This window comes from Paenirhodobacter ferrireducens, assembly GCF_004022265.1.
Taxonomy (GTDB): domain Bacteria; phylum Pseudomonadota; class Alphaproteobacteria; order Rhodobacterales; family Rhodobacteraceae; genus Rhodobacter; species Rhodobacter ferrireducens.
In genome coordinates this window covers 72494-85427 of sequence record NZ_SAVB01000005.1, presented here as the reverse complement: position 1 = coordinate 85427, position 12934 = coordinate 72494, and the positions used below count along the sequence as shown (strand labels likewise).

General features: G+C 69.3%; 10 protein-coding genes and 1 riboswitch. Of the genes, 8 read left to right on the top strand and 2 right to left on the bottom strand.

The window, feature by feature from the left end; translation table 11 throughout:
• Positions 1-60: 60 nt before the first annotated feature.
• Positions 61-260: riboswitch (cobalamin riboswitch) on the top strand.
• A 117-nt stretch (positions 261-377) separates the two neighbouring features.
• The 7 genes from EOW65_RS05195 to metH all read left to right on the top strand — a co-directional run bounded on the left by EOW65_RS05195 (position 378) and on the right by metH (position 9315).
• Positions 378-2189: a TonB-dependent receptor plug domain-containing protein gene (locus EOW65_RS05195; RefSeq protein ID WP_164880000.1), complete on the top strand. Its 1812-nt coding sequence runs from the start codon at positions 378-380 to the stop codon at positions 2187-2189.
• On the top strand, positions 2164-3021 hold the full coding sequence (locus EOW65_RS05190; protein ID WP_128148027.1) for an ABC transporter substrate-binding protein: 858 nt from the start codon (positions 2164-2166) through the stop codon (positions 3019-3021). Before EOW65_RS05195 ends, EOW65_RS05190 begins: the two co-directional genes overlap by 26 nt.
• 8 nt (positions 3022-3029) lie before the next feature.
• Positions 3030-4019: a FecCD family ABC transporter permease gene (locus tag EOW65_RS05185; protein ID WP_128148026.1), complete on the top strand. Its 990-nt coding sequence runs from the start codon at positions 3030-3032 to the stop codon at positions 4017-4019.
• A complete protein-coding gene (locus EOW65_RS05180; RefSeq protein WP_128147926.1) occupies positions 4019-4756 on the top strand; it encodes an ABC transporter ATP-binding protein in 738 nt (245 codons plus the stop codon). The genes EOW65_RS05185 and EOW65_RS05180 overlap by 1 nt, the downstream gene beginning before the upstream one ends.
• Positions 4753-5436 (top strand): adenosylcobinamide amidohydrolase, encoded by a 684-nt coding sequence (locus tag EOW65_RS05175; RefSeq protein ID WP_128147925.1) that lies wholly within the window; start codon positions 4753-4755, stop codon positions 5434-5436. Before EOW65_RS05180 ends, EOW65_RS05175 begins: the two co-directional genes overlap by 4 nt.
• A 105-nt stretch (positions 5437-5541) precedes the next feature.
• Entirely contained in the window at positions 5542-6582 is a 1041-nt protein-coding gene (locus tag EOW65_RS20210; protein WP_128147924.1) for a homocysteine S-methyltransferase family protein, read from the top strand.
• A 9-nt stretch (positions 6583-6591) separates the two neighbouring features.
• Complete coding sequence (gene metH / locus EOW65_RS05165; RefSeq protein WP_128147923.1) at positions 6592-9315, top strand: methionine synthase; 2724 nt, start codon at positions 6592-6594, stop codon at positions 9313-9315.
• Positions 9316-9402: 87 nt separating this feature from the next.
• On the opposite strand, the gene EOW65_RS05160 is transcribed toward metH, so the two are convergent.
• Both EOW65_RS05160 and EOW65_RS05155 read right to left on the bottom strand, forming a co-directional pair.
• Positions 9403-10494 carry a hybrid-cluster NAD(P)-dependent oxidoreductase gene (locus EOW65_RS05160; RefSeq protein ID WP_128147922.1) on the bottom strand — a complete coding sequence of 364 codons (1092 nt, stop codon included), beginning with the start codon at positions 10492-10494 and terminating at the stop codon, positions 9403-9405.
• A 4-nt stretch (positions 10495-10498) separates the two neighbouring features.
• Entirely contained in the window at positions 10499-11737 is a 1239-nt protein-coding gene (locus EOW65_RS05155) for an aromatic ring-hydroxylating oxygenase subunit alpha (protein ID WP_128147921.1), read from the bottom strand.
• A gap of 249 nt (positions 11738-11986) precedes the next feature.
• Here EOW65_RS05155 and EOW65_RS05150 point away from each other — a divergent pair, with 249 nt between their 5' ends.
• Positions 11987-12934 carry a LysR family transcriptional regulator gene (locus EOW65_RS05150; protein WP_128147920.1) on the top strand — a complete coding sequence of 316 codons (948 nt, stop codon included), beginning with the start codon at positions 11987-11989 and terminating at the stop codon, positions 12932-12934.

Below are 12934 nucleotides of genomic sequence, written 5' to 3'. Positions count from 1 at the left end.
GCCGGCTCACGCGGCCCTCGCGCAGGCTCACGGGCGCTTGACAGCGCCGCCCCCGATCGCGCAAGACGAACGCGCCTCGGTTCCGGGCCCAAAGTCCGGATGAAAAGGGAATGCGGTGCGCCTTCGGGTCATGCCGCAGCTGCCCCCGCAACTGTAAGCGGCGAGCGAAGACGGCAACTGCCACTGGGGCGATCCCCCGGGAAGGCCCGTCCGAGCCCAGACCCGCAAGCCAGGAGACCTGCCGCGGCACTCACCCTTGTCCGATGCGGGGCGCATCGGTTCAGCGGCCATCCGCAGTGGTGATTGTCGCCGTCTGCGGGATCTCCCGTCAGATTTCGTTTCACGAGGGGCCCTGCCCCGCCCTGAGGGAGTTCCGCATGCAAACCCTGCGCATCTCGCTGCTTCTCACCACCGCCCTTGTCACCGCGCTGCCCGCCGGCGCCGAGGACACCACCGCGCTCGACGAGATCACCGTCTCGGCCAATCTCGAGGCCACCGGCACCGACCGCACCGGCGCCACCGTCACCGTCGTCACCGCCGACGCGCTCGCCCAGGCCGGCGACACCCGCGTCGCCGATTACCTCTCGCGCCTGCCCGGGATCTCGGTAAACAGCTCGGGCCCGATCGGCACCACCGCCTCGCTCTATCTGCGCGGCGCGCCGGCGCAATACATCCCCGTGCTGGTCGACGGCATCGAGGTGGGCGATCCGGCCTCGCCCCAGGGGGCCTATGACTTCGGCACGCTCTCGACCTCCGATGTCAGCCGCATCGAGGTGCTCGAGGGCTCGAGCTCGGCGCTTTACGGCTCGCAGGCGGTGGCCGGGGTGATCAACATCACCACCAAGCGCGCAACGAAACCTGGCACCGAACAGTCGGTCGCCGCCGAATACGGGCAATATGCCACCCGCAAGTTCAGCTATTCGGTCGCCACCAAGACCGAGAACGCCGAAGCCGCGCTGACCTATTCGCATATCTCGACGCATGGCTTCTCGGCCCGCGACGAGAATGACGGCAATTACGAGGCCGACGGCTATCGCGCCAACCGGCTCAGCTTCTTCGGCCAGTACACTTTCGCGAACGGGCTGACGCTGGGCGCGAACGGTTTCGCCGAGAAAAGCTGGGGCGAGTTCGACGATTACGAAGGCGACGTCGCCGGCACGCCGGGCAACGACTTCACCACCCGCGACAGCAAGGGCGCGCGGGTCTTTGCCGATTTCGTCACCGGCACCGTCGACAACACGCTCGAGGCGACCTGGTTCGACAGCGACCGGCAATCGTGCTCGAACGGCTGGTGCGACCCGTTCGACGGCACCCGCACCAAGCTCGGCTATCAGGGTGCGACCGACCTTGGCGCCACGGCCCGGCTCGCCTTCGGCGCCGACACCACCAAGGAGAAATCCGCCGGCGCCTCGACCCGCACCAACGGCGTCTTCGGCGAGCTGAACTGGGCCGCGGCCGAAAAGCTCGACCTGACCTTCTCGCTGCGCCACGACACCCACAGCGATTTCGGCAGCTTCACCTCGGGCCGGATCGCGGCGGTCTACCGGCTGCAGGACGACCTTCTGTTGCGCGCCTCGCTCGGCAACGGCTTCCGCGCCCCCTCGCTCTACGAGCTTTACAGCGTCTATGGCGATCCGGACCTGAAGCGCGAGGACAGCCAAAGCGCCGACATCGGCATCGAGAAACGCTGGGGCGAGACCGCAAGCCTGCGCGCCACGGCCTTCTATCTCGACGCCAAGAACCTGATCGGCTGGGATTACGCCGCCACCGCCTGCGGTCAGGCCTGGGGCTGCTATGCCCAGGTCGACGGCCATTCGCGCCGCTCGGGGCTGGAACTCGCCGGCCATTACCGGGTCTCGCCGCGCCTCGATCTGGCCGCGGCCTATACCTACACCGACAATTCGGTCTCGACCGGCTGGGCCGCCGTCGCGCACCACGACCTGACCGTCACCGCGACCGGCGAGATCACCGAGGCGCTTTCGGGCGACATGTCAGTGCATTACGTCGCCGACCGGCCCGACGGGATGGAGGATTACGCGGTGGTGAATGCCTCGCTCAGCTACGACTTCGGCGAGGGGCGGACGGCCTATCTGCGGGTCGAGAACCTGTTCGACAAGGAATACCAGACGAACAAGGGCTATGGCACCTCGGACCGCGCCTTCTATGTCGGGCTTCGTGCGTCGTTCTGAGCGGCATAAGGGGTGGCAGGCGCTTGCGCTTGCCGCCGCGCTGATGCTGGCGCTTCCCGCCGCGGCCGAGGTGCCGCAGCGGGTGGTGTCGATCAACCTGTGCACCGACCAGCTGGCGATGCTGCTCGCCGCACCTGGACAGCTTGTCTCGGTGTCGAACCTCGCGCGCGACCCGCTCGCCTCGGCGATGGCCGGGCAGGCCGCGGCCTATCCCGAGAACCACGGCCTTGCCGAAGAGGTCTTCGCGCTGCGCCCCGATCTGGTGCTGGCCGGCACCTACACCAGCCCGGCGACCACGGCCCTGCTGCGTCGCCTCGGCGTGCGGGTCGAGACCTTCGCCCCCGCCTCCGACATGGACGCGGTGCGGGCCGAGGTTCTGGCCATGGGCACCGCCCTCGGCCGCGACGAGGCCGCGCGCGCGATGGTGGCGCAGTTCGATGCCGATCTGGCCGCGCTGCGCGCCGATCCCGCCACCGGCCCGCGCGCCGCACTCTACTATGCCAACAGCTATTCGCTGGGCGACAAGACGCTCTCGGGGCAGATCCTCGCCGCCGCCGGGTTCCGCAATGTCGGTGCCGAGGCGGGGCTGAGCATCGGCGGCACCCTGCCGCTCGAGGTGCTGATCCTCGCCCGCCCCGACCTCGTGATCTCGGGCCAGCGCTATCCCGGTGCCTCGCGCTCGGAAGAGGTGCTCGACCACCCGGCGCTCGCCGCCCTTGGCACCGCCTCGGCGCGGGCCGCAATGGCGGATCGTGACTGGATCTGCGGAACGCCCTATGTTCTGCGCGCCGTGCGGGCGCTGCGTGCCGCCCGCGACGGCCTGACGGAGTGACCATGCGCCTGCCCTATCCCGCGCTTCTTGCCGCGCTCGGCCTTGCCGGCGCCCTGCTGTTCCTCGCCTCGCTGCTGGTCGGCCCGGCGGCGATCGGGCTGTCGGACAGCCTCGCCGCGCTGATCCATGGTCAGGGCGAGGCGGTGACGCTGGTGATGCGCGAGGTGCGGCTGCCGCGCGCGATCCTCGGCGCGGCGATCGGCGCGGCGCTCGGGCTGTCGGGCGCGCTGCTGCAGGGGCTGCTGCGCAACCCGCTGGCCGAGCCGGGGCTGATCGGCACCTCCTCCTCGGCGGCGCTCGGCGCGGTGCTGGCAATCCAGACCGGGGTCTCGGCGGCCTTTGCGCTCGCCCTGCCGCTTGCCGCACTTGCCGGCGCGCTTGCCTCGGTCGCGGTGCTGCTGCTGCTCTCGGGCCCCCGCGGCTCGACGCTGACGCTGATCCTCGCCGGCATCGGGATCTCGTCGCTCGCCACCGCCACCACGGCGCTGATCCTGAACCTGTCGCCCAACCCCTTCGCCGCGAACGAGATCATCTTCTGGATGATGGGCTCGCTTGCCGACCGCTCGATGCTGCATGTGCAGCTGGCGCTGCCCTTCCTCGGCCTCGGCGCGGTGCTGGCGATCCCCGCCGCGCGCAGCCTCGACGCACTGACGCTGGGCGAGGATGCCGCGGCCTCGATGGGGGTGAACCTGCGCCGGCTGCGGCTGCTGACGGTGCTTTCCGCCGCGCTGATGGTCGGCGCCGCGACCGCCGTCGCCGGCGCCGTGGGCTTTGTCGGCCTCGTCGTGCCGCACCTGCTGCGCCGCGCCTGCGATGCGCGGCCCAGCCGGCTGCTCGCCGCCTCGGCGCTTGGCGGGGCGGCGGTGGTGCTGGCGGCCGATGTCGCGGTGCGCCTGATCGCGCCGGACCGCGACCTGAAACTGGGCGTGCTGACCGCGCTTGTCGGCGCGCCCTTCTTCCTGCACCTGATCTTGCGCACCCGGCAGGAGGGGCTGTGATGCGGCTTGTCCTCGACCACCTGACCGTCCGCCGCGGCCCCTGCCCGGTGCTGCACGACATTTCCCTGACGCTGGCCGAGGGCGAATTCGTCGGCCTGCTCGGCCCGAACGGCGCGGGCAAGACCACGCTGTTGCGCGCGGCGCTTGGGCTCTTGCCGGCCGAGGGGCACTCCTCCGTCGCCGCGCTGCCGCCCGCCGCCCGCGCCCGTGCCGCGGCCTTCCTGCCGCAGGGCCGCGAGATCGCCTGGCCGATGCCGGTCGAGACGCTGGTCGCACTCGGCCGGCCCGGCCGCCGGCCCGAGGATGCCGCCGCCGTCGCCCGCGCCATCGACCGGCTCGGCCTTGCGCCGCTGCGCAAGCGCCCCGCGACCGAGCTTTCGGGCGGCGAGCAGGCGCGGGTGCTGCTGGCCCGCGCGCTGGCGCAGGAGGCGCCGCTGCTGCTGGCCGACGAGCCCACGGCGGGGCTTGATCCCGAACAACAGCTTGCGGTGATGACGCTCTTTGCCGGACTTGCGGCCGAGGGTGGCACGGTGCTCGCCTCGCTCCATGACCTCGGCCTTGCGGCACGGCACTGCACCCGGCTGATCGTGCTCGACACGGGCCGGATCGTCGCCGACGGCGCCCCCCGCACGGTGCTGACCGAGGCGCTGCTGGCCGGCACCTTCGGCATCCGCGCGCACCTGTCCGAGGGACCCGAGGGGCTGATCTTCCAGCCGCTCGGCCGGGTCGCGCGATGATCGTCACCTGCGACCGGCCCTGGCTTTGTGCCGATCTCGGCGCGCCGCACCGGGTGCTCAGCTGGGCCGTGCACAACGGCGGGCTGACCCGCGCCTCGAGGATCTGGTGGCGCGAGGTACGCAACGCCGACCTGCCCGCCGATCTTGACGTCACTCCGTGGCTTGCGCGCGAGATGGCGGGGCGCGGTGGCGCCGATGCCGTCGGCCTGCTGACCTCGCGCGACATCCGCGCCCATGCCCTGACCCGCACCGAGGTCGAGGGCGTGGCGGTCGAGGCGCTGACCACCGCGGGGCTGTCGAATGCCGAGGCCGTGGGCCGGCGGCAGGACTGGGCCGGCATGGACTGGGGCACGATCAACATCGCGGTGCAGATCCATGCCGCGCTGACCGAGTCCGCGCTTTTCGAGGCGCTCAGCATCGCCACCGAGGCCCGCACCGCCGCGGTGATCGAGGCGGCGATCGAGCTGCCGACCGGGCTTGCCACCGGCACCGGCACCGACTGCATCGCGATTGCCGCGCGCGAGGCAGGCCCCGCCCTGCCCCATGCCGGCCTGCACACCGCGCTTGGCGAGGCGATCGGCGCCGCGGTGCGCGCGGGCGTCGCCCACTGCATCGCCGACTGGCGCGTCGACATCCGCCGGCTGCGGCGCCTGAAGGCGGAGGGCAAGCCGCTCGACTGACCCCGAACTTCGATTTCGCTCATAATCTTTACGAAAATTATGAATTTGCGCGCGGGTTGCCGGCGCAGTAGGGTCTTTGCTGCTTTGCAAGGAGGCCCGACGCCGATGATCAACCTTCGCCTGCCCCGCACCGAGGCCTTCGCCCGCCTCGAGGCGCTTTCCCGCGAGCGCATCCTGATCCTCGACGGCGCCATGGGCACGCAGATCCAGAGCCTTGGCCTGAGCGAAGAGGATTATACCGGCTGCGGCGGCGGCTGCGCCTGCCACATCCATTCGGACAAGCCCCAGAAGGGCAACAACGATCTGCTGATCCTGACCCAGCCCGAGGCGATCGAGGAGATCCACCTGCGCTATGCCCGCGCCGGTGCCGATATCGTCGAGACCAACACCTTTTCCTCGACCACCATCGCGCAGGCCGATTACGGCATGGAAGACAAGGTGTTCGAGCTGAACCGCGAGGGCGCGCGCCTTGCACGCCGGGCGATGGACCGCGCCGAGGCCGAGGACGGCCGGGCGCGCTTCGTCGCCGGCGCCGTCGGGCCCACCAACCGCACCGCCTCGATCAGCCCCGACGTGAACGACCCGGGCTATCGCGCCGTCACCTTCGACGACCTGCGCCGCGCCTATGGCGAGCAGGTGCGCGGCCTGATCGCCGGCGGCTCGGACCTGATCCTGATCGAGACGATCTTCGACACGCTGAACGCCAAGGCCGCGATCTTTGCCTGTTTCGAGGCCTTCGCCGAGCACGGCGCGCGGCTGCCGGTGATGATCTCGGGCACGATCACCGACGCCTCGGGGCGCACGCTCTCGGGCCAGACACCGACCGCCTTCTGGTATTCGGTGCAGCACGCGCAGCCCTTCACCGTCGGGCTGAACTGCGCCCTTGGCGCCGCCGCGATGCGCCCGCATCTGGCGGAACTGTCGGCCGTTGCCGACACCCGGATCTGCGCCTATCCGAACGCCGGTCTGCCGAATGCCTTCGGCCAGTATGACGAGGGCCCGGAAGACACCGCCCGGCAAGTGGCCGACTTCGCCCGCGAGGGGCTGGTGAACGTCGTCGGCGGCTGCTGCGGCACCACGCCCGAGCATATCCGCGCCATCGCCGAGGCGGTGCGTCCCTTCGCCCCCCGCAAGATCCCCGCCTGAGGTAAGACCATGACCAACCACCTGCTGCGCCTCTCCGGGCTCGAACCCTTCACCCTCACCCCCGACATCCCCTTCGTGAACGTGGGCGAGCGCACCAACGTCACCGGCTCGGCAAAGTTCCGCAAACTCATCACCAATCGCGACTATGCCGCGGCGCTGGAAGTGGCGCGCCAACAGGTCGAGAACGGCGCGCAGGTGATCGACATCAACATGGACGAGGGGCTGATCGACTCGAAAGCGGCGATGGTCGAGTTCCTGAACCTCGTCGCCGCCGAGCCCGACATCGCCCGCGTGCCGGTGATGATCGACAGCTCGAAATGGGAGGTGATCGAGGCCGGCCTGCAATGCGTGCAGGGCAAGCCGATCGTCAACTCGATCAGCCTGAAGGAGGGCGAGGACGCCTTCCGCGCCCATGCCTCGCTCTGCCTCGCCTATGGCGCAGCGGTGGTGGTGATGGCCTTCGACGAGAAGGGCCAGGCCGACAGTTTCGAGCGCAAGACCCGGATCTGCGAGCGCGCCTATCGCATTCTGGTGGACGAGCTCGGCTTCCCGCCCGAGGACATTATCTTCGACCCGAACATCTTCGCCGTGGCGACGGGCATCGAGGAACACGACAATTACGGCGTCGACTTCATCGAGGCGACGCGCTGGATCAGGCAGAACCTGCCCTATGCCCATGTCTCGGGCGGGGTGTCGAACCTCTCGTTCAGCTTCCGCGGCAACGAGCCGGTGCGCGAGGCGATGCACGCGGTGTTCCTCTATCACGCCATTCAGGCGGGCATGGACATGGGCATCGTCAACGCCGGCCAGCTTGCCGTCTATGACCAGATCGACCCCGAGCTGCGCGAGGCCTGCGAGGACGTGGTGCTGAACCGCGCGCCCAAGGCCGGCGGCACCGCGACCGAGCGGCTTCTGACCATCGCCGAACGCTTCAAGGGCGCGGGCGCGAAGGAAGAGAAGGCGCGCGACCTCGCCTGGCGCGACTGGCCAGTGGCGAAGCGGCTGGAGCATGCGCTGGTCAACGGCATCACCGAATTCATCGAGGCCGACACCGAGGAGGCCCGTCAGGCCGCCACCCGCCCGCTCGACGTGATCGAGGGGCCGCTGATGGCCGGCATGAACGTCGTCGGCGACCTCTTCGGTGCGGGCAAGATGTTCCTGCCGCAGGTGGTGAAATCGGCGCGCGTGATGAAGCAGGCGGTGGCGGTGCTGCTGCCTTACATGGAAGAGGAAAAGGCCGCGAATGGCGGCACCGGGCGCGAGACCGCAGGCAAGGTGCTGATGGCGACGGTGAAGGGCGATGTGCATGACATCGGCAAGAACATCGTCGGCGTCGTGCTGGCGTGCAACAATTACGAGATCATCGACCTTGGCGTGATGGTGCCGCCGCAGAAGATCCTCGAGGTGGCGAAGGCCGAACGGGTCGATGCGATCGGGCTCTCGGGTCTCATCACCCCCTCGCTCGACGAGATGGTGCACATGGCGGCCGAGCTCGAACGCGAGGGCTTCGACATTCCGCTGCTGATCGGCGGGGCGACCACCTCGAAGGTGCACACGGCGGTGAAGATCGCGCCGCGCTACACCCACAGCCAGGCGGTCTATGTCACCGACGCGAGCCGCGCCGTGGGCGTCGTCAGCCAGCTGCTGAGCGCCGAGCACAAGGTCGCCTATATCGACCAGGTCCGCGCCGAGTATCGCGACGTGGCCGAGCGGCACGAGCGCGCGGAACTGGCGAAACAGCGCCTGCCGCTGGCCGAGGCGCGGGCGAATGCGCTGGCGATCGACTGGGCGGGCTATGCCGCGCCGGCGCCGCGCTTCCTTGGCACGAAGGTTCTGGCCGACTGGGACTTGGCCGAGATCGCGCGCTATATCGACTGGACCCCGTTCTTCCAGACCTGGGAGCTGAAGGGCGTCTATCCGCGCATCCTCGAGGACGAGAAGCAGGGCGAGGCGGCGCGCGCGCTGTTCGCCGATGCGCAGGCAATGCTTGACCGCATCATCGCCGAGAAGTGGTTCAACCCCAAGGCGGTGGTCGGCTTCTGGCCGGCGAATGCCGAGGGCGACGACATCCGGCTCTTCACCGGCGAGGACCGGACGACGCCGCTGGCCACGCTCCACACCCTGCGCCAGCAGACCCGCAAGCGCGAGGGCCGGCCGAACGTGGCGCTCGCCGATTTCGTCGGCCCGGCGGGCGTGCCCGACCATGTCGGCGGCTTCGTGGTGACCGCAGGCCCCGAGGAGCAGGAGATCGCCGCGCGCTACGAGCGCGCGCATGACGATTACGGCGCGATCCTGGTCAAGGCGCTCGCCGACCGCATCGCCGAGGCGCTGGCCGAGCTGCTGCACGCCCGCGTGCGGCGCGAGTTCTGGGCCTATGCGCCCGACGAGGGCTATACCCCCGAGGAGCTGATCGCCGAGCCCTATCGCGGCATCCGCCCGGCACCCGGCTATCCGGCACAGCCCGACCACACCGAGAAGGTGACGCTCTTCGATCTGCTCGACGCCACCGAAGCGACCGGGGTGACGCTGACCGACAGCATGGCGATGTGGCCCGGCTCGTCGGTCTCGGGGCTCTATATCGCCCATCCCGACGCCTATTACTTCGGCGTCGCCCGGGTCGAGCGCGACCAGGCCGAGGAGTACGCAAGGCGCAAGGGCATGACGCTCGCCGAGGCCGAGCGCTGGCTTGCCCCGGTGCTGAACTACGTTCCGGTGGCCAGCTCGGCCGCCTGAGCCCTCCTCCGCAGACAAGAAAACGCCCGCCGGAAATGGCGGGCGTTTCAGTCTGTGAGTGGTGGCTCTTGCCGGCCCCTGAACGGGTCAGACCTCGACCTCGACCTTGCCCATCGGGTTCGAGCAGCAGGCAAGGATCCAGCCCTCTTCGATATCCTCGTCCGAGATCCCGCCGTTGTGCACCATGTGCACCTCGCCCGAGACCTTCTTGATCTTGCAGGTGCCGCACAGCCCGAAGGTGCAGCCCGAGGGGATGTTCAGCCCCGAGCGCTTGGCGACGGCAAGGATCGTGTCGGTCTCGGCGCAGGGCGTGGTGATGCCGCTTTCGGTGAAGGTGATCTCGGCCTTCACCCCTTCCTCGGGGGTGACATCCTCGATCACCGGCGCCTCGGCCTCGGTCGCCACCGGGGCGCCGAAGCTTTCCTGGTGGTAATGCTCCATGTCATAGCCGAGCGAGATCAGCATCTCGCGCACCGCCTGCATGAAGGGCTCGGGGCCGCAGCAGAACACCTCGCGCTCGAGATAGTCGGGCGCCATCAGGCCCAGCATGATCTGGTTCAGCCGGCCGTGATAGCCGGGCCAGGAGCGGAACGGGTCCGGCTCCTCGACGGTCAGGCGCAGCTGCAACCCCGGCACCCGGTTCGCGAACTGCTCGAGCCGCTCGCGGAAGATGATCTCCGAGGGCCGGCGCGCGGCGTGGACGAAGGCGATGTCGGGCATCTCGCCCGAATCCCACGCCCAGGTGGTCATCGACATCATCGGGGTGATCCCCGAGCCCGCCGAGATGAACAGGTACTTCTTCGCCGGGTGGCGCAGGAAGGAGAAGATCCCCGAGGGGCCGAAGGCGCGGATCCGCATCCCGGGCTTCAGGTGATCGAGCATCCAGCGCGTGCCGATGCTGTCCTTCTGCGCCTTCACCGTCACCGAGATCGAGAGCGGCCGCGACGGGCTCGACGAGATCGTGTAGGTGCGCTGCACATTGCCCGCCGCCCCCTTCGCCGGATCGACCGGCAGATCAAGGGTGACGAACTGCCCCGGCTGATAGTCGAACCACGCGCCCGAAGGCGCGCGGAAGGTGAAGGTGGCGGTGTCGGAGGTCTCCGGCACCACCATCGCGCATTCGAGCGGCTCCGAATCCTGCCAGGGCTCGGCGCCCCAGTTCAGCCGGGGTTTCGCCATCCGATCACTCCGCCGCCAGCGCCGGTTTCGGCGCGAGACGTTCGGTCATCAGACCGCAATACCAGTCGACGAACTGGATCACGCCCTCCTCGACCACGGTCGAATAGGGACCGGGCTCGTAGGCCGGCGACAGGATCCCCTTCTGGTTCTCCTCGACGACGCGGCGGTCCTCGTCGTTCGTCGCTTCCCAGACCTCGGTCAGTTCCTTGAGGTTGTAGTCCTCGCCCTCGACCGCGTCCTTCGGCACCAGCCAGGTGGTGGTGACGAGGGTCTCCGTGGGGCTGACCGGCAGCACGCGGAAGACGATCGCGTGATCGGCAAGGAAGTGGTTCCAGGTGTTCGGATAGAGGTAGAACAGCAGCGAGCCCGCGTCGTGGAAGGGCATCTGCCCCATCAGCTTGTTCACCGCGCGCTTCGTGCTCATGGTGTAGCTCTCGGCGTTGTTCAGCAGCGGGATGCGGGCAAGGCGCCACTGCATCTTCGGCTCGTTGGTGAAGCGCGAGGGCAGGCCGGCCTCCTCGCAGCGCTTCCAGTGCTCGAGGATCTCGGGCGCGGCGCTGTCGGGGCCTTCCATCGCCGTCATCGTCGGGCTGTCGGAATAGGTGCGGCACAGCGAGGGGTGCGAACCGCCGCAGTGATAGCACTCGCGGTTGTTTTCCAGCACGAGCTTCCAGTTGCCCTTCTCGACGATGGTCGAGGTGAAGGCGACCTTGGCCTCGGCGATGCCCGAGGGGGCGAGATAGGCCGACAGCTTTTCTTCCAGCAGCGCGGTGTCGGGGGGGGTGTCGGCGAGGCAGACGAAGACCATGCCGCCGATGGTCTTGCACGCGACCGGCTTCAGCCCGTGCGCCGCCGGATCGAAGCCCTGCTGCATGTCCTTCGCATAGAGCAGCCGGCCGTCCAGCTCATAGGTCCACTGGTGATAGGGGCAGACGATCTTCGGCGCCGAGCCGGTTTCCTTCGCGCACAGCCGCTGGCCGCGGTGACGGCAGACGTTGTGGAAGGCGCGGATCGCGCCGTCGGCGCCGCGCACGATGACGACCGGATAGGCGCCGATCTGCAGCGTCGCATAGGCGCCGGTCCTGGTCAGCTGCACCGCCGGAATCGCGAACAGCCATTCCTTGTACCAGATCTGCTCGAGATCCGCCTCGAAGACGCCCGGATCGCAGTAGAGATCGCGTTCGAGCGCATAGTTCGGGCGGCGTGCGTCGAGAAGCGCGCGGATTTCGGTCTTGCCCAGCATGTGGCACCTCTGTTGGCTCCGCGCCTTGTGCACGGATCGGGCTGAAGGGGGGCGGCAGGCCGCCGTGACTCGCTGCGGACGGGGCCGCATGAGCCCACTCTAGCCAGAGTTTTCGTGGCGCCGATCGACATTTGCGACACCGGATCGACGGAAAAAGACCTGCCGCTTCGCGCCGCCGCGGATGCAGCAGGATTGTTGACGCATCGCCCTGCCCGCGCCTAGGCTTTCCCCGGCCAAACCGGAGCGCCCATGGACATTCGCACCTACACCGCCTTCGCCGCCACCGCCGAGACGCTGAACGTCACCCGCGCGGCGGAACGGCTGAACCTGACGCAATCGGCGCTGTCGCGGCAGATCAAGGCGCTCGAGGATCACCTGGGCGTCGCGCTGTTCGAAAAGGCCGGGCGCAACATCCGCCTGACCGCCGCGGGCGAGGCGCTGCGCGGGCGGGTCGGCGCGGTGCTCGCCGCGGACCGCAGCCTTTTGGCCTGCGCCGAGGATCTGGCGAAGGGCGACAGCGGGCTTCTGCGCGTCGGCGCCTGCTCGCAGATGATCGAGCGCTATCTGCCCACCTTCCTACGCGGCTGGCGCGCGGCCAATCCGGGGATCGAGCTGCGGCTCGAGGATGGCGGCGGGCCGGAACTGGCCGGCAAGCTCAAGGACGGGCAGTTGCACCTGACCCTCTCGGCGGCGCCCTCGGCGCCGATCGACGTGCTCGAAAGCCTGCCCCTCGGCCGGCTCGGCTTTCTGGCCGTGGCCGAGCCAGAACTGTTGCCCGAGGGCAATGCGCCGGTGGAACTGGCCGATCTGCTCGACCGGCCGATCCTGACGCTGAACCGTCGCCACGCCTCGCGCGAGGTGTTCGATGCCGCCTGCCGGGTGTCGGGCGTCGTCGCCGACATCGTGCTGGAAAGCTATTCGCCGCACACGCTGTTCGCCATGGCCGAGGGCGGCAACGGCATCGCGGTGGTGCCCTCCTCGGCCAAGCCCCCGGTCGATCGGCTGGTGAGCCGGCCGATCGCGCTCAATGGCGATCCGGTGCTGTTCGGCATCTGCGCGATGTGGAACGCGCGGGCCGGGCTGCCGGTCTATGGCCGGCGCTTCATCGAGGCGCTCGGCGCCCATATCCGCGCCGATCAGGCGCCCGAGGACGGCCGCCTTCCCGCCACCCGCTACGGCCGGCTGCAGGTGGTCTGA

Excerpts from the sequence above, each read along its gene's own strand:
- EOW65_RS05190 (WP_128148027.1), top strand. The coding sequence starts at position 2,164 with ATGTCGGGCTTCGTGCGTCGTTCTGAGCGGCATAAGGGGTGGCAGGCG.
- metH (WP_128147923.1), top strand. The coding sequence starts at position 6,592 with ATGACCAACCACCTGCTGCGCCTCTCCGGGCTCGAACCCTTCACCCTC.
- EOW65_RS05175 (WP_128147925.1), top strand. The coding sequence starts at position 4,753 with ATGATCGTCACCTGCGACCGGCCCTGGCTTTGTGCCGATCTCGGCGCG.
- EOW65_RS05180 (WP_128147926.1), top strand. The coding sequence starts at position 4,019 with ATGCGGCTTGTCCTCGACCACCTGACCGTCCGCCGCGGCCCCTGCCCG.
- EOW65_RS05195 (WP_164880000.1), top strand. The coding sequence starts at position 378 with ATGCAAACCCTGCGCATCTCGCTGCTTCTCACCACCGCCCTTGTCACC.
- EOW65_RS20210 (WP_128147924.1), top strand. The coding sequence starts at position 5,542 with ATGATCAACCTTCGCCTGCCCCGCACCGAGGCCTTCGCCCGCCTCGAG.
- EOW65_RS05150 (WP_128147920.1), top strand. The coding sequence starts at position 11,987 with ATGGACATTCGCACCTACACCGCCTTCGCCGCCACCGCCGAGACGCTG.
- EOW65_RS05160 (WP_128147922.1), bottom strand. The coding sequence starts at position 10,494 with ATGGCGAAACCCCGGCTGAACTGGGGCGCCGAGCCCTGGCAGGATTCG.
- EOW65_RS05155 (WP_128147921.1), bottom strand. The coding sequence starts at position 11,737 with ATGCTGGGCAAGACCGAAATCCGCGCGCTTCTCGACGCACGCCGCCCG.